This window comes from Alterinioella sp. B-7 (assembly GCF_056857775.1).
Window position 1 is genome coordinate 221,833 of the sequence record NZ_JBSXNT010000039.1, and the last position, 18,578, is coordinate 240,410.

General features: G+C 65.7%; 17 protein-coding genes. 12 read left to right on the forward strand and 5 right to left on the reverse strand.

Going from position 1 to position 18,578, the window contains the following annotated elements:
- Nucleotides 1-5: 5 nt before the first annotated feature.
- The 3 genes from AC13C7_RS16025 to AC13C7_RS16035 form a co-directional block, all read right to left on the reverse strand.
- Nucleotides 6-914, reverse strand: a complete 909-nt coding sequence (locus tag AC13C7_RS16025) for an HNH endonuclease (RefSeq protein WP_482868063.1) — start codon at nucleotides 912-914, stop codon at nucleotides 6-8.
- 83 nt (nucleotides 915-997) lie between these two features.
- Entirely contained in the window at nucleotides 998-1,453 is a 456-nt protein-coding gene (locus AC13C7_RS16030) for a DUF2383 domain-containing protein (protein WP_172318697.1), read from the reverse strand.
- Nucleotides 1,454-1,518: 65 nt separating this feature from the next.
- A complete protein-coding gene (locus AC13C7_RS16035; protein ID WP_482868064.1) occupies nucleotides 1,519-2,718 on the reverse strand; it encodes a hydantoinase/carbamoylase family amidase in 1,200 nt (399 codons plus the stop codon).
- An 88-nt stretch (nucleotides 2,719-2,806) separates the two neighbouring features.
- Between AC13C7_RS16035 and AC13C7_RS16040 the strand changes: the two genes are divergently transcribed.
- Nucleotides 2,807-2,971 (forward strand): hypothetical protein, encoded by a 165-nt coding sequence (locus tag AC13C7_RS16040; protein ID WP_172318695.1) that lies wholly within the window; start codon nucleotides 2,807-2,809, stop codon nucleotides 2,969-2,971.
- A 3-nt stretch (nucleotides 2,972-2,974) separates the two neighbouring features.
- Here AC13C7_RS16040 and fdhF read toward each other — a convergent pair whose 3' ends face one another.
- Complete coding sequence (gene fdhF, locus AC13C7_RS16045) at nucleotides 2,975-5,749, reverse strand: formate dehydrogenase subunit alpha (RefSeq protein ID WP_482868065.1); 2,775 nt, start codon at nucleotides 5,747-5,749, stop codon at nucleotides 2,975-2,977.
- Nucleotides 5,750-5,900: 151 nt separating this feature from the next.
- Here fdhF and AC13C7_RS16050 point away from each other — a divergent pair, with 151 nt between their 5' ends.
- From AC13C7_RS16050 to AC13C7_RS16060, 3 genes are all read left to right on the forward strand, one after another.
- Nucleotides 5,901-6,551: a histidine phosphatase family protein gene (locus AC13C7_RS16050; protein WP_446117842.1), complete on the forward strand. Its 651-nt coding sequence runs from the start codon at nucleotides 5,901-5,903 to the stop codon at nucleotides 6,549-6,551.
- Between the two features lie 10 nt (nucleotides 6,552-6,561).
- Nucleotides 6,562-7,605: a saccharopine dehydrogenase gene (locus AC13C7_RS16055; protein ID WP_482868066.1), complete on the forward strand. Its 1,044-nt coding sequence runs from the start codon at nucleotides 6,562-6,564 to the stop codon at nucleotides 7,603-7,605.
- 98 nt (nucleotides 7,606-7,703) lie between these two features.
- Complete coding sequence (locus AC13C7_RS16060; protein WP_482868067.1) at nucleotides 7,704-8,810, forward strand: mandelate racemase/muconate lactonizing enzyme family protein; 1,107 nt, start codon at nucleotides 7,704-7,706, stop codon at nucleotides 8,808-8,810.
- Here AC13C7_RS16060 and AC13C7_RS16065 read toward each other — a convergent pair.
- Nucleotides 8,795-9,655, reverse strand: a complete 861-nt coding sequence (locus AC13C7_RS16065) for a DUF6282 family protein (RefSeq protein WP_482868068.1) — start codon at nucleotides 9,653-9,655, stop codon at nucleotides 8,795-8,797. The two genes, AC13C7_RS16060 and AC13C7_RS16065, sit on opposite strands and share 16 nt — an antisense overlap.
- A 166-nt stretch (nucleotides 9,656-9,821) precedes the next feature.
- On the opposite strand from AC13C7_RS16065, the gene AC13C7_RS16070 reads away from it, so the two are divergent.
- From AC13C7_RS16070 to dgoD, 8 genes are all read left to right on the forward strand, one after another.
- Nucleotides 9,822-10,733, forward strand: coding sequence for an alpha/beta hydrolase (locus AC13C7_RS16070; RefSeq protein WP_482868069.1), 912 nt, complete (start codon nucleotides 9,822-9,824; stop codon nucleotides 10,731-10,733).
- Nucleotides 10,730-11,554 (forward strand): IclR family transcriptional regulator, encoded by an 825-nt coding sequence (locus tag AC13C7_RS16075; RefSeq protein WP_446117846.1) that lies wholly within the window; start codon nucleotides 10,730-10,732, stop codon nucleotides 11,552-11,554. Before AC13C7_RS16070 ends, AC13C7_RS16075 begins: the two co-directional genes overlap by 4 nt.
- 277 nt (nucleotides 11,555-11,831) lie before the next feature.
- A complete protein-coding gene (locus AC13C7_RS16080) occupies nucleotides 11,832-13,343 on the forward strand; it encodes an ABC transporter substrate-binding protein (protein ID WP_482868070.1) in 1,512 nt (503 codons plus the stop codon).
- A gap of 164 nt (nucleotides 13,344-13,507) precedes the next feature.
- Complete coding sequence (locus AC13C7_RS16085; protein ID WP_172318686.1) at nucleotides 13,508-14,425, forward strand: ABC transporter permease; 918 nt, start codon at nucleotides 13,508-13,510, stop codon at nucleotides 14,423-14,425.
- A 7-nt stretch (nucleotides 14,426-14,432) separates the two neighbouring features.
- On the forward strand, nucleotides 14,433-15,380 hold the full coding sequence (locus AC13C7_RS16090) for an ABC transporter permease (RefSeq protein WP_446169966.1): 948 nt from the start codon (nucleotides 14,433-14,435) through the stop codon (nucleotides 15,378-15,380).
- Nucleotides 15,377-16,390, forward strand: coding sequence for an ABC transporter ATP-binding protein (locus AC13C7_RS16095; protein ID WP_172318684.1), 1,014 nt, complete (start codon nucleotides 15,377-15,379; stop codon nucleotides 16,388-16,390). Before AC13C7_RS16090 ends, AC13C7_RS16095 begins: the two co-directional genes overlap by 4 nt.
- The gene (locus AC13C7_RS16100) at nucleotides 16,387-17,382 is read left to right on the forward strand and encodes an ABC transporter ATP-binding protein (RefSeq protein ID WP_482868071.1); all 996 of its coding nucleotides are present in this window, start codon (nucleotides 16,387-16,389) and stop codon (nucleotides 17,380-17,382) included. Before AC13C7_RS16095 ends, AC13C7_RS16100 begins: the two co-directional genes overlap by 4 nt.
- A gap of 20 nt (nucleotides 17,383-17,402) precedes the next feature.
- The gene (gene dgoD, locus AC13C7_RS16105; RefSeq protein WP_172318680.1) at nucleotides 17,403-18,566 is read left to right on the forward strand and encodes a galactonate dehydratase; all 1,164 of its coding nucleotides are present in this window, start codon (nucleotides 17,403-17,405) and stop codon (nucleotides 18,564-18,566) included.
- Nucleotides 18,567-18,578 lie beyond the last annotated feature (12 nt).

Below are 18,578 nucleotides of genomic sequence, written 5' to 3' on the forward strand. Positions count from 1 at the left end.
GGCCCTTAGCCCAAGCGGCCAAAAATCTCTTCCCGGTGATACTTTAGGTACTCAGGGTGAGGATGATCTCGCGGGTTTGCTGGGAGTGCCAGACGCTGCCCCGGGTTGATGAGCCGCCTGACCGTGTCTTGAGGAACTTTGTTATGAGAAATCAGTATTTTATGATCTTCCGCAACTGAAATGAGACCACGATCAAACATCCAGTGCAAGGTTCCTGAAAGCGCGAGCCCATTCTGCACGACATCCGGCCCACGCCGGGAGACTGGCCGGATATGCGCAGCTTGAACTTCTGGACGTCCTCCACCGTTTCTTAGATCCAACCCGGAGATTGCGCACTTGCCGCGATAAGCTCGTCTTACCATCCGAGAGAACATAGCGTCGCGCATTGGGCGAGAGGAGAGGATGCTCAGGCGGTCATCCAACAATCCAACATGGCTAAACTCGGCCTGCCCTTCTGAGAAGCCATCGGGCGTTCGCGGCATTGAATACGGACCTGGCTCCTCCACCAATCCTGCGCTGACAATGGAATGGAACTCAGGTGGGGTGAGACGCCGGACTGCTGAGGTGTTGTTTCCACCCGCCATCGGGCGACCATCGCGGCCGCGCAGGTTGATCTCGTAGGCTCGCCCATCGGGACCAGCCCGTCCAACCTTGCTCTCAAGTTGCAGCAGGCTTCCGCGATCCATGACTGCAAAGAACATTCCCGGTTCAGCTGGATCAGGTTTCACATCCTCGACCTTTTGAAGAGCGACATATCCGAACGCCCCTCCCTGTCCTCTCCCTTCGTAGAAAACAATCCAGTCACCGACTGTCTCAAGCACCATCCCAAGGTACTTCTTTTGGAAATGATAAGCTTCACCCGGCCTATCTTTGTATTTCGATTGGGGATTCTGAAAGAACACTGCATGAGCCATGCACCGATACATGCCAAAAACCCGCGCCTGATCAAGACGATCTACGGCGCGGGGTATATTTTTCTGGGGGATGTGACCTGGGGCTAGGCGACGGTATCGCCCTTGCAAATCCGCGAAATCTCGTCGCGCATCTCGACCAGCTCGTCATGTTCCGGCCCGTCGGTGATCTTGCCAAGCGCTTCGCCGAAAGCGTCCATGACCTCCTCTTCGCCGTCGCGGATCGTTTCCATCGAATCGGCGGTGTCATCGTCGAACATCGCCCCGATCTTGCTGAGCGAAGCCGACAGGCTTGAGCCGACCCCGCCGCTGGCATCCGGCTTGCCGCCCTTTTCGGTGATCATGCGGGACAGCTGTTCGGAATGGGCGATATGCTTGGCGATCAGGCTGTCGGCGACGTTCAACGTCGTCCGGTCCAGGTTCTCGCGCACGGTTTGCAGCCGGTCCTTGGCGTGCACGGTATGCGTCAGCACGTTCTGCAATCCGGCGGTATCGACGTTGGGTTCAATATTGGCGGGGGGAATCGGATAGGTATCGACCATTGCGAACTCTCCTCGTGGTTGACGGTCTCTTGCAAGGCAAACGCCCCAGACCGCAGGAGGGTTCCCTACCGTGCCAGCCGCTCTGCCGCCTCCGCCAGCACCGTCAGGCCGGTGACGAGGTCGCCCTCGGCGGTGTCCTCGGCGAAATCGTGGCTGATCCCGCCGATGGAGGGCACGAAGAGCATTCCCACGGGCATCAGCCGCGACACGTTCGACGCATCGTGCAGCGCGCCCGAGGGCATCGACCGCCAGCGCCCCGCCGCGTGGACCTCCGCCGCTTTGCTCAGTGCGGCCTGCATCCCTTCGTCCATCGCCACCGGCACCAGGTCGGCGCGCATCTGCCGTGCCGTCACCTCCAGCCCGGTTTCCTCCGCCACTTCATCCAGAACGGCGCGGATCACGTCCTCCATCCGGTCCAGCCGGTCGCCGTCGCGGTCGCGCCATTGCAGCGGAAACTCCGCCAGCCCCGGCACGATGGAGGACGCACCGGGATGCACCCGCATATTGCCGATGGTCCAGACAGATTCCGGCGTGACCACATTGGCCATCCGCGCGCGCAGACGCACCGCCACCTCGGCCGCGCCCTGAAACGCGTCGCGCCGCATCGCCATCGGGGTGGTTCCGGCGTGGTTCTGCTGGCCTTTCAGAGTCACCTGCAACTGCCGCGAGCCGACGATCGAGGTCACGACCCCCACCGCCTCGCCCGCCATGTCCAGCACCGGGCCCTGTTCGATATGCATCTCCAGGAAACCGCTAAACCGGGCGGGATCGACGAACTCCTCCGCCATCAGATGCGCCAGCCCCTGACGCGCGGTGCCAAAGCGCACGCCATCCCGGTCGGCATATTGATCGGCCTCCGCCATGCTGACAGTCCCAGACCAGACATCGCTGCCGGTGAGCGCGCCAAAGCGTCCCTCCTCATCCTGGAAGCTGACGAAAGAAATCGGCGGCCCGCCCGCCCCAGCCGACGCGCGCGCGATCTCCAGCCCCGCGATGACGCCAAGCGCCCCGTCCAGCCAGCCGCCTTCGGGCTGCGTGTCGCTATGCGAGCCGATCAGCAAGGAGCGCCCCCCGGCCAGCCCGAAGACATTGCCCGCCGGGTCGACATGGGGGGCCAGTCCGGCGGCATTGATCTGGTCGACCAGCCATTCCCGCGCCGCAATATCGGGCGGTGAAAAGGCGCGGCGCACGACGCCGGGGCCGGTCGCGCCAAAACTGCGCAGGTGGTGGAGGTCGGACAGGAAGCGGTCAGGATCTATGTTCATGACCGCCAGATTGCCTCCACTGCGCAGACGTTGCAATCCCCGCAAGAAAACGGCGCGGGGTCGGGCGGTTTATGCTACCTTGCCCGGCATGGACCCTATAACCCTCGGATTCTACGCGACAGTCTGCGGCGCGCTCAGCATCGCCAGTCCGCGCTTCGGCACCTTCCTGCCGCGCCTGGTGATCGGCGCGGGTGTCGGCATCGTCGCCGCCGCGCTGCTGCCGGTAATCCGGCAGGGCCTCGGGTTCTACTGACCGCTACTCCGCCGCGACCTGGCCCGTCTTCTCGACCCGCACGGCGGCGAATTTGAACTCGGGGATCTTGCCGTAGGGGTCAATCGCCGGATTGGTCAGCACATTGGCCGCCGCCTCGACATAGGCGAAGGGGACGAACACCATATCCTCGGCAATCGCGCGATCGGCCCGCGCCATGATCTCGATCGAGCCGCGCCGCGTGGTCAGGCGGATCATCTCGCCGGGTTCCACCCCCATCAATTTCAGCGTGCGGGGGTTGAGCGAGCAGTTTGCCTCCGGCTCCACCGCGTCCAGCACCTTGGACCGCCGTGTCATCGAGCCCGTGTGCCAATGTTCCAACTGCCGCCCCGTGGTCAGGATCATCGGATATTCGGCATCGGGCGCCTCGTCGGGCGCGATCACACTGGCGGGCGCGAACCGGGCGCGGCCATTTGCGCGCGGGAAGCCATCGCCGAACACCACCGCCTGGCCGGGATCTTCCGGGGAGAGCGAGGGGTAGGTCACGGTCTCCTTCTCCAACCGCTCCCAGGTGATGTTGTCGAGGCTGCCCATGTTCTGCTTCATCTCGGCGAAGACCTGGCTGGGATGGGTAAACGTCCAGTCCAGCCCGATCCGCTGTGCAAGCTCCACGGTCACGGCCCAATCCTCGCGCGCCTCGCCCGGCGGGCTGACGGCGGGGCGCACCATCTGCACCTGCCGGTTGGTGTTGGAAACCGTGCCGCTCTTCTCATAAAGCGTCGAGGCGGGCAGGATCACATCGGCGAAATTCGCGGTCTCGGTCAGGAAGATGTCCTGCACGACCAGGTGCTCCAGCTTGGCGAAGGCGTCGCGGGCGTGGTCGACATCCGGGTCGCTCATCGCCGGGTTCTCGCCCTGGATATACATGCCCTTGATATCGCCCGCGTAAACCGCGTCGACGATCTCGGTCACGGTCAGGCCCTTTTCGGCCGAGAAATCCTGCGCGCCCCAGACATCGGTGTAGTTCTTGCGGATCCGGTCATCGGTGACACTCTGGTAGTCCGGCAGAAACATCGGAATCAGACCCGCATCCGACGCGCCTTGCACGTTGTTCTGCCCGCGCAGGGGGTGCAGCCCGGTGCCGGGCCGACCGACATGGCCGCACATCAGCGCCAGTGCGATCAGGCAGCGCGAGTTATCCGTGCCGTGGATATGCTGGCTGACGCCCATCCCCCAGAAGATCATCGCCGATTTCGCCCGCGCGAAGGTCCGCGCCACGTCGCGGATCACGTCCGGCGCAACGCCACAGATGGCCTCCATCTTCTCGGGGCTGAAATCGGCCAGATGCGCCTTCTCGGCCTCCCAGTTCTCGGTATAGGCTTCGATATATTGCTTGTCGTAAAGCTCCTCCTCCACGATCACATGCATGATCGCGTTCAGCATCGAGACATCCGCGCCGGGGCGGAATTGCAGCATGTGGCTGGCGAACTTGCGCAGGCCCACGCCGCGCGGGTCCATCACGATCAGCTTGCCGCCGCGCTTGGTGAACTGCTTGAAATAGGTCGCGGCAACGGGGTGGTTCTCGACCGGGTTCGCGCCAATGACAATCGCCACATCGGCGTTCTTGATCTCGTTGAACGTGGCCGTGACCGCGCCCGAGCCGACATTCTCGATCAGCGCCGAGACCGAGGACGCATGGCAGAGCCGCGTGCAGTGATCGACATTGTTGTGCCCGAAGCCTTCACGGATGAAGCGCTGGAACAGGTAGGCTTCCTCATTCGTGCACTTGGCGCTGCCGAACCCCGCGACGGACCGCCCGCCATGGGTCTCGCGCAACCGGCTGAGGCCCCCGGCTGCGACCTCCATCGCCTCTTCCCAACTGGCCTCGCGGAAATGCGTCTGCCAGTTGGCGGGGTCCACGTTCAGCCCCTTCGCGGGCGCATCCTCGCGTCGGATCAGCGGCTTGGTCAGGCGGTGCGGATGGTGGATATAGTCGAACCCGAACCGCCCCTTGACGCAGAGCCGCCCTTCATTGGCGGGCCCGTTGATGCCCTCGACATATTTGATGCGGCCATCCTTGACCTTGAGGCTGACCTTGCAGCCGACGCCGCAGAAGGGGCAGACGCTTTCGGTCTCGCTGTCGTAATCGGCCCGGTCACCGACCTGGGCGTCATCCAGCACAGTCGCCTCCATCAGCGCGCCGGTGGGACAGGCCTGCACGCATTCGCCGCAGGCCACGCAGGTGCTGTCGCCCATCGGGTCGGCCTGATCGAAGACCGGATAGGCATCGTGACCGCGCCCCGCCATACCGATCACATCGTTGACCTGCACCTCGCGGCAGGCCCGAACGCAGAGCCCGCATTGGATGCAGGCATCCAGGTTCACGCGCATCGCGATATGGCTGTCATCGAGGATCGGGATCCGGTCGGCCTCCAGTGTCGGCAACCGGCTTGTCCTGACGCCGCACAACGCGGCCATGTCCCAGAGGTGGCTGGACTTGTTATGCGCTGCGTCACGCTCGGGCTGGTCGGCAAGCAGCATCTCCATCACCATTCTGCGCGCGGATTTCGCACGGCCCGAGTTGGTCGTCACCACCATCCCCTCGGACGGTTCGCGGATGCACGAGGCCGCCAGCACCCGCTCGCCCTCGATCTCGACCATGCAGGCGCGGCAATTGCCGTCGGGGCGATAGCCGGGCTGCGGCTTGTGGCACAGATGCGGGATGACCAGGCCCCGGCCATTCGCCACCTCCCAGATGGTCATGCCCTTCTCGGCCGTGACCTCTTCGCCATCGAGCTGGAAACGGATTGCGTCGGACATGTGAAGGGGCCTCCCGGTTGCTTGGCCCCATTCTATGCCAAAGCACGGGCAGCGAAAGACCCCCATGCGCGACGGCCCCGCGCGTTTTTCCGTCATCGTGCCTTTTCCCCGCCCTGCCAAACGCCTAGACCATCGGCGAAGGAGAGCCCGCATGTCCCAGATCACCCTTGTCCGCCACGGCCAGGCCAATACCGCAGCCCGAGACGAGGTCAGCTATGACCAACTCAGCGAACTTGGCGCGCGGCAGGCCGGTTGGCTCGGCGCGCATCTGGGCGATGCCGGTGAGGTCTTCGCGCATAGCTATCGCGGCGGGCTGCACCGACACCGGCAGACGGCTGACGCGATGGGGATCGAGGGGGCAGAGACCGATGCCCGATTCGACGAGATGGAGTTCTTCACCATCGCGCATCTGTTCGAGGCGCAGCACGGGGTCGCCATCCCGGACACGCGCGAGGATTTCGTGCAGTTCATGCCCCGGATGCTGGCCGCGTGGCAGGCCGATGAGATCGCCGATACGCCCGAAAGCTTCGCCGATTTCGAAACCCGCGTCGGCGCGGGCCTGCGTGACCTGATGCAGAATGACGGGCGCAGCATCGTGATCACCTCGGGCGGCGTCATCGGCATGGCGATGCGGATCACGCTGGGCCTGTCGCTGGAGGCCATGGCGCGGGTGTGTCTCGCGATCGAGAACACCTCGCTCAGCCGCTGGTTGCCGCTCGAAGGGCACCTCGCCCTGACCCAGTTCAACGCGCTGCCCCATCTGGAAGGCCCCGACCGCCAGTTTGCCCGCACCCATCTGTGAAAGGACCGACATGACGCATCTGTGGATCCGCGCCGAACAACGCGAGAACGAGCAACGCTGCGGCGTCACACCGGATGGGGTTCGCGCGCTGATCGCCAAGGGCCTCCGCGTGACGATGGAAGACAGCTCCACCCGCGCCGCCGGTTTGACGGGCTATGCCGCGGCGGGGGCCGAGATCGCACCGGAGAACGCCTGGCCCGATGCGCCCGAGGATGCGATCATCTTCGGGCTGAAGGAACTGCCCGAGGATGGTACGCCGCTCAAACATCGCCACATCATGTTCGGCCATGCCTTCAAGGGCCAACATTCGGGCCGTATCCTGCTGGACCGGTTCAAGGCGGGGGGCGGCACGCTCTACGATCTGGAATACCTGGTCGATGAGGAGGGCCGCCGCGTCGCCGCCTTCGGCTATTGGGCCGGGTTCGCGGGGGCTGCGGCCTCGCTGATGGCCTGGACGGCGCAGAGACGCGGAGAGATTTGCGGCCCCGTCGCGCCCTATGCCAGCAAGGATGCGCTTCTCGCCAGCCTGGGCGAGGAGCTGCGCAGTAGCGAGGAGCGGCCCGCCGCCCTCGTCATCGGCGCGCTGGGCCGGGTCGGATCGGGGGCCGCCGACCTCTGCAAGGCGATGGACCTGCCCGTCACCCGCTGGGACATGGCCGAAACCGCGTCGGGCGGACCCTTCCCCGAGATCCTCGCCCATGACATCTTCCTCAACTGCATCTTCGCGCGCCCCGGCACGCCGGTCTTTGTCCCGCGTGTGGCGCTCAGCCAATCCCGCACGCTGTCCGTCATCGGCGATGTCGCCTGCGACCCCGACAGCGATTACAACCCGGTCCCGGTCTATTCCAGCGCCACGACATGGGCCGCCCCCGCCCTGCGCGTGGCAAGGGATCCGGTGCTGGATGTCATGGCCATCGACAACCTGCCCTCGCTGCTGCCGGTCGAAAGCAGCCAGGACTTCGCCGCGCAATTGCTGCCGTCGCTGCTGACGCTGGACGATCTCGATGCGGGCGTCTGGGGCCGGGCCAAGGCGGTGTTCGACCGGCACATCTAGGTGCCCCAAAGCTTCAACTATTGCATCAGGTGAAATTCTATTGCACTAAGTGAAATGCCGACGATCAGTCGCGCTTACGCAATACGGGATCCCTGACAATGATCATCGAGGCCGTTACCGTCACCCCAATGCGCGTCCCGCTGGAGCGCGCCTTCCGGGCCGCGACCTTCACCATCGACGTGCGCTGCACCCTCGTGGTGCGGATCGAAACCGACGCGGGCGCGGTGGGCGAGGTCTTCATCGGCGATATCCGCGATCACCAGGGCGAGGTCGTGAAGATCATCCGCGACGACATCGCCCCGCGCCTCATCGGGCTGGACGCGACCCGGCTGGGCCCGTGCTACGCCGCGATGATCGGCCTCTCCGGCGGCGTGCATCACCGGGTGCGCGTGATGGAGGCTATCTCGGCCGTCGATACGGCACTTTGGGACCTGTTCGGCAAGATCACCGGCCTGCCCGTGCATCGCCTTCTGGGCGGCGCGCAGGACCGGGTCCGCGCCGTAGTCAGTTGCGGCTACATGGGCGGGGCCGACGATACCGGCGCGCTGACCGAAGAAGCGGCCGAGCGCCGGGACGAGGGCTATGGCGGCGTCAAGATCAAGGTGGGCTTCTCCGAACCGCATGTGGACGCCGCCCGCGCCCGCGCCGTGCGCGACGCCATCGGCCCGGATCTCGTGCTGATCTGCGACGCCAACCAGGGCTGGGACCGGTATCAGGCCAGCGAATTCGCCCGCTCCGTGGCCGAACTGAACGTCGACTGGATCGAGGAGCCGACCCATTGGCGCGACTATGCCGCCGGAATGGCCCATGTCCGGCAGGCGACAGGGCAACAGGTCGGCGCAGGCCAGAACGAGATGTCGTCCGAGGGCTGCCGCGACCTGATCGCGGCTGGCGCGGTGGATGTGCTGAATTTCGACAGCTCGCTGGGTGGCGGCGTTTCCGAATGGGTGCGCGCGGCGACTCTGGCCGAGGCGCATGAGGTGCGCATCGCCCATCACGAGGAACCGCTGGTCTCGATGCACCTTCTGGGGGCCAAGGCGCGCGGACTCTATGCCGAGTATTTTTCGGACGCACGCGACCCGCTGACACCGCGCATCGCGCCCGAGCAACCGCCCGTGACGGACGGCCATGTTACGGTGCCGCAATCCGCCGGTTTCGGCATCACGCTGGACCGGGACTACATCGCCCGCTACGCCGTGGACTGATGGACCAGGTGCGCGGGGATCTCGGTCAGCGCATGCCGAAGATCGGCGGCGGGAATACCTTGCCCCGCCAGTGCCCCGGCCAATTGCGCCAGCCCCTCCCACGGCAGCGGGTAGCGCGTGTCGCCCAGGTCAGAGGACAGCAGCGCGCGACCGCCACACAGCCTGAACACCTCCGCCGCGCGCCCCAGTTTGGCCGGGTCGATACGGGCGCGGTCGTCCCCGAAGACATTGCGGGCGCAGATCTCCACATGCGCGCCAAGCTCCAGGCACTCTTGCAGCAGGTCATCGCCCATATCGGTGATCGGGGCGGTGGCATGGGTCACCAGCAGGCGGCGCACCCCTGCCGCCTTGGCCAGCCGGAAGACGGCAACCGTCTCGGCGGGGTGCAGATGACCGCTGGCCAGGACCAGGTCATGCCGCGCAATCGCCTCCAGCACCTCCGTAAGCCCCTCGGCGGGGGCAGAGCCATCCAGAACCGGAACCGCCGCGCGGCCCGTGCCCTTGCGGGCGATGTCATGCGCCGCGTCCCGTGTCGGCATCCAGACGATCCGCGCGGTGTCCGGCGTGGCACTGGCAAAGGCCGCGATGGCCCGCGGGTTCAGCCCACCAATGGCGCGGTTCAGGACCAGCCCGCCGATCATCCCCGCCCGGGTCGCGGCCCCGACCATGGCGGCGCGGCCTCCCGTGGGCTCGCTATGGGATTTCAGCGCCGCGCCCTGCCACCCCAGATCCACACAGGCGCGGGCCAGCGACAGGTCGTTGACGCTGCGCGGCTTGATATCGGGGGCGGCGTGGACATGCAGGTCCAGCGTGCCCGGCGGCAGGGCGGTCTCGGGCGGGGTCATGTCTGGGCCATTGAAAGGGTCATGCGCCCATGTCGCCCGAAACAAGCAGCAAGTGCAATCGCCCAACCGCAATTGCGCCCCGGTTCTGAAATGGCTAAAGACGACGGCCAGATGGGTGCTGCCGATGCGGCCCGACCAAGCCGCCGTGCGAAGGAGCGTTGCGACAATGCCTGACAAGCGCAAGCGCCTCGATCCGTTCAGCGGCCCAAGCGAGGAACGCATCGTCTATACCCGGACCGAGGACAATCTGGACCTGCGCGGCGCGTTGATCAGGGCGGCGGGCGATCGGGGCAAGCCCCGGCTGCTGATCCTGTGGGTCCATACGCGGCAACAGAATTTCGCCGAGAAGGAGTATATCGAGATCGGCCGCCGCGTCGTGCGCCCCGGCTGCGCCTTCCTCAGTGTCGATACGCGCGGCCATGATTTCGGAAGCTGGTTCCGGGGCGAGCAACGCCCGGTCCTGCATGGCAGCGCGTGGGAGCTGTTCACCGACTGCATTTTCGACCTCGACGCCTGGGTGGAATGGGCGCGATCGGCGGGCTACACTTCGATCTTCCTGGTCGGTTACGGATTTGGCGGCGCCAAGGTGGTGCATTACCAGGCACAACAGCAACGCCCCGAGGTCGTGGCGCTGGGGCTGGCCTCCTCGGGGGCGGCGGTGCGCGACAAGTTCACCGACGAGGGGCGCGAACTGGCACGCCGGATGGTGGCCGAGGGGCGCGGGCGCGACCTGATGCCCTGGGGCACCGGCGGCGACACCTATGACAGCACGGTCAGCGCGGAATGGTACATGGCACGGGCCGAGATGAACCGCGAGGTCTATGGCGATGGCCGGACACCGCCGGCCATTGCGCGGGTCCGGGTGCCGATCTTTGCCTGGTACGGCACCCGCGAGGAGCGCCCGATGCGCGAAGTCTCCACCTTCCTGGAGCGCCTGCGGCGCGACGCCATCGCAACGCCCGCCTTCGACGGCAAGATGGTGCCCGGTCTGGGCTATTTCTACCAGGGCCATGAGGACAAGATCGTGGCCGTGCTGAACGCGGCGCTTGCGCGGCTCGGGCTGGGGCAACCGGCATGAGCAAGCCGCGCAAGACCGCCCCCACGCCGACCCGCGCCCTGGATCGCGGCCTGCATGTGCTGGAGGTCGTGGCCAACCGGCCCGGCCAGACCCTGGCCGAGATTTCCACCGCCTGCGACCTGTCGCCCGCGACCGCGCTGCGCATTCTCGAAACCCTGCGGGGCCGCGATTTCCTGATCCGCAACGACGAGACCAAGACCTACGGCATCGGCCTGCGCGCGCTGGAGGTCGGCTCGCGGTTCCTGGCCGATACCGGCCTGCGCGAGACCGCGCAGGGCAGCCTGGCAGCGCTGGCCACGGAAACCGGGCTGACCGCGACGCTGGCTGTATTGCAGGACGGCGATGTCGTCTATCTGGACGTGTTCGAGGGCACCGGGTCGCTGCGCTCGGCGGCGCGGATCGGCGGGCGGGCCCCGATCCATGCCACGGCGGCGGGAAAGATCCTGCTGGCCTGGCACTGGTCCGCGGGGCTGGATGACGCGCTGGGCCGGATCGACTTTGCGGCCCTGACCCCCAACACCATCACCGATGCCGACAGGTTCCGCGCCGAGCTGGAGCAGGTGCGCACGGCTGGCCTGGCCTTCGACCGGCAGGAACGCGACGTCGATATCTGCTGCATCTCGGCCCCGATCCGCAAACGCACCGGCGAGGTGATCGGCGCGCTCGGGCTACAGGGTCCAGCGCGCAGTGTCGCCGACCGCGAGGATCACCTTTGCACCGTTCTGGCGGCAGCCGCGGTGCATGTGTCCAGCCGCCTTGGCTATCGCGGCCCCCGGCGCGATCCAGGCGGCGACGACACGGCAAGCACCCTCATCGACTGACCCGATTCGCATCGTTTCGGTCCCGCGCCCGGCATTCCTTTTGCGGGGAGCATCCTTTCGCACGCGCAGCAACGGCTTGATATTGGATATATTTCTCTTGTAATTTCATCTAATGAAATACTATTTCGCTTGTTGACATATGGACAGACTCCCCTAACCTGTTCCCATCGCATTCCGCGATCCCAGGGAGGGGATCGGCGTTTGCCATGGTTTTTCGCCCTGCGGCGAAGCCTGACAGCGGCACCGGTTCTTGGGAAAACTCGAAGGAGGAGTTCGAATGTCATTTGCCGAGCGCATCAGCCAGATGGGGGTCCGACTGGGGACACCGGTTCTGGCCGCCGCCATCATCGCCGTCTCGATGGGTGTCGCCCCCGTGGCCGCACAACCCGCCGAGGGCGAGATCGTTATCGTCCAGTCGTCGGAACCGCCCAATATCGACCCCGGCAATTTCGACTACAGCCAGACCGGCCCGATCCTGCGTCAGAACGTGATCGAGACGCTGACCCTGCTGGACCTCTCCGACAGCTCTCTGCAGCCCCGGCTCGCCACCGCGTGGGAGCAGGTGGACGACACCACCTATCGCTACACGCTGCGCGAGGGCGTCACCTTCCATGACGGCGCGCCCTTCAACGCCGATGCCGTCGTCTACTCGGTCGAGCGCCTGTTCAATACCGACCTCGAGCAGATCGCCCGGAACAAGTACTGGGATCACATGACCTTCACCGCCGAGGCGATCGACGAGTATACCGTCGAATTCTCGCTCAGCCAGGTGCCGATCGTCTCGCCCAACACGCCGTTCGACGCGCTGACCCGCGCACCTGTCGGCACCGGCCCCTACACGCTGGCCGAATGGCAGGCCGGGGTGCAGATCGTGCTGGAACGCAACCCCGATTACTGGGGCGACCAGCCCGAGGTCGAGCGCGCAACCTTCGTGTTCCGCGGCGAAGGCTCGGTCCGCGCCAGCATGGTCGAGGTCGGCGAGGCCGATTTCACCTTCTCGGTGCCCGAGGAACTGGCAACCACCGACATGGACGTCGCCTATCAGAACTTCGAGACGATCTATTTCATCCTCGGCGCATGGGAGGCTCCGCTGGATGACCTGCGCGTGCGCATGGCGGTGAACCTCGCCATTGACCGCGAGGCGCTGCTCGGCACCATCCTGCCCGCCGAAACCGTTCTGGGCACCGCCATCATCGGCCCCTCGATCAGCGGCTCGAACCCCGATCTGGTTCCGCACCCCTATGACCCGGACCGGGTGACCGAGCTTCTGGAAGAGGCGCGCGCCGACGGTGTCGACGTGGATCGCGAAATCACCGTGATGTATATCAACGACCGGTTCCCCGGCTCGAACGAGTTGGTCGAGGCGATGGCGCTGATGTTGCAGGCTGCAGGCTTCAACGCCCGGATGGAGCTGGTCGAATCCGGCGTCTATCGTGAATACCGCGATGAACCCCGCGGCGAAGATCGTGCCGTGATCCTGCTGTCGCGCCATGACAACGACAAGGGCGATGCCGGCTTTTCGCTGACCCGCCACCTCTGCGACTCGAACCGCAACCCGATCTGCCTGCCCGAACTGGACGAGATGATCCAGACCGCGCTGGCCACCCCGCAGGGCCCGGAACGCGAAGCCGCCTGGCAGGAGGTCGTGCGCTTCATGCACGAGGATGTCCAGGTCGACGCCGTGATCGGCCACCAGGTCGCCTTTGCCCGGATCGGGCCCAGGATCAGCTATGATGTGTCGGGCAAGAACCCGTCCACCTTCCTGATCGAGGAAGTGACCTTCAACTGATCGCACCACCGGCAGGGGCCACGCACCCTGGGCCCCTGCCACCCCCTCTACCCGCGCCTTCCCCAGATCACCGCAATCCGGCCCGCCGCTTTCGCCTGTCGTCCCGACGGCGCATCATGCCCGCGCGCACACCGGATACCCGCCAAAAAGGGAGCCCGCACCCCATGGGCAATTTCGTTCTCGCCCGGATGGCCCAAAGCCTGATCTCGCTGATCGGCCTTGTCGTCCTGGTCTTCTTCCTGGTCCGCCTGACCGGCAGCCCCGCCGACCTCTACCTGCCCGACGACGCCTCGGAGGCGGCGCGGCAGGAATACATCCGCATCCACGGCCTCGACCGTCCCATGATCGTGCAGTTCTGGGAATTCTTCAGCGGCCTCTTCCGCCTCGACCTGGGCGAAAGCCTGCGCCAGGCGCGTCCCGCCGCGCAGATCGTGCTGGAGGCCTATCCGACCTCGCTGAAACTGGCCGGGCTGACCATGCTCATCTCCGTCATCGGGGCGGTGCTCCTGGGTGTCTGGGCGGCGGTCCGGCCCACCGGCCTTCTGGATCGGGTGATCTCGATCCTGTCGCTGGCCAGCGCCTCCGCCCCGAATTTCTGGGTCGCGCTGACGCTGATCTCGGTCTTCGCGGTCTGGCTGCGGGTGGTGCCGACCTCGGGCATCGGCGGCTGGGAATACTGGATTTTGCCGATCACCGTGCTGACGCTGCGCCCCCTCGGCCTGCTGGCCCAGGTGGTGCGCGAGGCGATGATCCGCGCCCTGACCGCGCCCTATGTGCGCACCGCGAAATCCAAGGGCGTGCCGTTCCGCTCAGTCCTCTTCGTCCACGCGCTGCGCAATGCGTCGCTGCCGATCCTGACCATGGCCGGCAACCAGGCGGTGGGCTTCATCAACGGGTCGGTCGTGATCGAAAGCATCTTCGGCTTTCCCGGCGTCGGCAAGCTGATGATCGACGCCATCCAGCAACGCGATTTCGCCGTGGTGCAGGCGGGCGTCGTGATCACCGCCGTGGTGATCTTCCTGATGAATATCCTGATCGACGTGGCCTACGCGCTGCTCGATCCCCGGATCCGGCACAAGTGAGGGCGCGATGACCGAGCTGAACAACACCCGCGACAACCCGCCCGGCGCGCCGTCGATCCAGGCCGAGATGGTGGCGACGCGCACCCGCACGCCCTATCTCTACTTCCTGGTCCGCGACCCGGTCGCCGTGCTGGCGGCCCTTTGGCTGCTGTTCCTCCTGTTCTGCGCGCTGTTCGGCGAATGGCTCTTCGGCGATCTGGCCCGTGGCATGAACCTGCGCGCCCGCGCCGCGCCCTTCGGCACCACCGAGGGCGGCCTGGTCAATATCCTGGGCGCCGATGCGCTTGGCCGTCCGATCCTGGCCCGCATCATCGTCGCCACCCGCGTCACCCTGGGTATCGCGATGGCCTCGGCCATCGCGGCGCTGATCATCGGCACGCTGATCGGCCTCTGGGCCGGATTCAAGGGCGGCTGGACGGGCCGAGTCATCATGCAGCTTTCCGACGTCCTGCAAAGCTTTCCCTCGATCCTGCTGGCGATGGTGGTGCTCTACATGCTCAGCCCCTCGCCGCTGAACCTGATCCTGGTCCTCGCGGTGGGGCAATTGCCGGTCTATATCCGCGTCGCACGGGCCGAGGTTCTGGAGCTGCGCGAGCGTCTCTTCGTCGATGCCGCGCGCGTCATCGGGGCCAGGCCATACCAGATCATCGCCATGCATATCGGGCCTATGGTGATCCCGACCGTGATCAATATCGTTACCATCGACTTCGCGTTGATCATGCTGTCGGAAAGCTCGCTGTCCTTTCTGGGCATCGGCGTGCAGGCCCCCAACATCACCTGGGGTCTGATGGTCAGCCAGGGCAAGGACTACCTGGAAACGGCGTGGTGGATGGCCTTCTTTCCCGGCCTGATGATCATGCTCTCGACCCTCTCGATCAACCTGATGGCAAACTGGACCCGCCGCATCCGTGATCCGCGCGAACGCTGGCGCTTTGAAAGGGCGAAACAGGCATGACCCGACACCAGTTCGAACTGAGCAACCTCAATGTCGCCTTCCGCTCACCGGCGCAGACCGTTCACGCCGTGCGCGGGGTCAGCTTCCATGTCGACAAGGGCGAGACCTTCGCCATCGTCGGCGAAAGCGGCTCGGGCAAGACGGTGTCGATGATGGCCGCGATGCGCCTGCTGCAAAGCCCGCCCGCCCATATCACCGCCGACGCGATGCGCTTCAAGGGCGAGGATCTGCAGGCCGTCCGGCAAAGGGACTGGTGGCGCTACACCGGCGAGAAGATCGCCATGGTGTTCCAGGATGCGCTGACCGCGCTGAACCCGGTCTATACTGTTGGCTGGCAAATCGGCGAGATGTTCCGCGTCCACCGACCACAAATGACGCGTCGTGAAATTCGTGCGGCCAGCATCGCGTTGCTGACAAAAGTCGGCATCCCCGAACCGGAGCGGCGGCTGGACGATTATCCGCACCAGTTCTCGGGCGGTATGCGCCAGCGGGCGATGATCGCCATGGGCATCGCGCTGGACCCCGAGGTGCTGATCGCGGACGAACCCACCACCGCGCTCGACGTGACGGTGCAGGCGCAGATCATGGACCTGTTGCAGCAGCTCAAGGACGAACGGCAGATGTCGCTGATCCTGATCACCCATGACCTGGGGCTGGTGGCCGAAACCGCCGACCGCGTGGCGATCATGTATGCCGGCACGGTGATGGAGACGGGCACGATCCGGCAGGTTCTGGGCACGCCGCGCCACCCCTACACGCTGGGACTTCTGGGCTCGCGTCCGCAGGCGATTGAGAAAGGCGACAAGCTGCGCCCGATCCTGGGCTCGCCGCCCAACCTGGCCGCTGCCTCGCGCGGCTGCCCCTTCGCGCCGCGCTGCACGGCGGCGAAACCCGTCTGCTCCGAACAGTTCCCGCCCACGGTCCATGTCCCCTCGGGTCAGGACGTGACCTGCCATGTGGTCGCCGAAGAGGCGGGCCAGGGCAATCGACAGCCCGAGGTGACGACATGACAACCGCGACCCTTGCACCGCTTCTCTCGGTCTCGGACCTGGTCAAGCATTTCGACGTCGGCGGCGGCCTCTTGCGCGGCAAGACCGGCACCGTCAAGGCGGTCGATGGCGTCAGCTTCGACATCCGCCGGGGCGAGACCTTCGGCATCGTCGGCGAATCCGGCTGCGGCAAGTCCACGCTGGCCCGCACGCTCCTGCGGTTGGAAACCCCCAATAGCGGCCGCGTCACCTTCGAGGGTCAGGACATTTTCACGCCACAGGCCCTGTCCGACAAGGCCCTGCGCCGCCGTATCCAGGTCGTGTTTCAGGATCCCTTCGCCGCGCTCTCGCCCCGCATGACGATCTATGACGTCCTGACCGAGCCCCTGAAGATTCACGAAGGCACGCTGGACAAGGCCAGATGGCCCGAACGGGTGCGCGAATTGCTGGAACGCGTCGGCCTGCGCCCCGAATTTGCCAACCGCTTCCCGCATGAGTTCTCGGGCGGGCAGTTGCAACGCATCGGCATCGCCCGCGCGTTGGTGCTGGGCCCCGAGCTGATCATCCTCGATGAACCGGTCTCGGCCCTCGATGTGTCGATCCAGGCGCAGGTGGTGAACCTGCTGGAGGAAGTGCAGGAGGAGTTCGGCGTCGCCTATATGTGCATCAGCCACGACCTGTCCATCGTGCGCCACATCTCGGACCGGATCGGCGTGATGTATCTGGGCGAGATGGTCGAGATGGGCGATTGCGAGGATGTCTACGAGACCCCCGCCCACCCCTATACCAAGGCGCTTCTGTCGGCCGAGCCCGAGATCAATATCGGCGGCGAAAAACGCCAGCAAGTGCTTCTCAAGGGCGAGGTGCCAAGCCCCGTCAACCCGCCCTCGGGCTGCCGCTTCCGCACCCGCTGTTGGAAGGCGCAGGACAAATGCCGCGAGGTGCCGCCGACCACCCGCGTGGGCGACGCCGACCGTGTGGTCAAGTGCCACTTTCCGCTGACCAACGACTGACCCGCGAAAGGCCCGTCCCCATGAAAATCACCCGCGTCACCCCGATCTTTGCGAACCGATACCTCTATGTCCAAATCGAGACGGATGAGGGACTGATCGGCACCGGCGAATGCGGGGCCTGGGGCCATCTCGAGGCCGCCGCCACCGCCGTTGGCAAATTCGCCACCTACCTGATCGGCAAGGATCCGGGCCGGATCGAGACCCACTGGACCGTCATGCACCGCTTCGGCCATTTCACGGGCGCGGCGATCTGCGGCGCGATCTCGGCCATCGACATCGCGCTGTGGGACATCAAGGGCCAGGCGCTTGGCGTCCCCATCCATGTCCTTCTGGGCGGGCCGACCCGCGACAGGGTGCGCGTCTACGCCCATGTCAAATCGCCCACCAAGGAGCAGATGATCGACGCCGCGCTGCAACGCAAGGACCAGGGCTATACCGCGATCGGCCATCTCAACCCGTTCCTGGATGAGGCCAAGTCCGAGGTCTACACCCGCGGCCATGCCCGTAAGATCGACGAGGCAGTGCAGGTCATCGCCGATATCCGCGCGGCGGTCGGCCCCGACATGGACCTCTGCGTCGAGATCCACCGCCGTCTGACCCCGCCCGAGGCGACCGCCTTCGCCCGCGAGATCGCGCAGTTCCGCCCGATGTTCTACGAGGATCCGATTCCGCCGACCAGCACCGAGGCGATGGGTCGGGTCGCGGACAATATCGGCATTCCGCTGGCCACCGGCGAGCGCTTTTTCTCGCTCTACCAGTTCCAGGCCCATATCCAGCGCGGCGCGCTCGACTATGCCCGCGTGTCGCTGTGCCTGTGCGGCGGCATCACCGGTGCGCGCAAGATCGCCGCCCTGGCCGAGGCACATGACATCCAGGTGGTACCGCATAACCCGCTGTCGCCGATCTCGCTCTTGGCCTGCCTGCAACTGGACGCGGCGATCTCCAACTTCGCCATCCAGGAATTGCCGCTGGTCACGCAGAAGGACGGCGCGACAGGGCACGAGAACCGGCTGCGCGGTTCCGACCTGGTTGACTGGACGCCCGACATCCGCGACGGATACCTATCCATTCCGCAAGGTCCGGGGCTGGGGGCGGGGCTTGCCAATGCCGCATACAGTGCCGAAAACGTGGTGCGCGAGATCGAGATGCGGCCGCATCTGGACGGCTCGTTCATCGACCAGTAATCGAACATCACC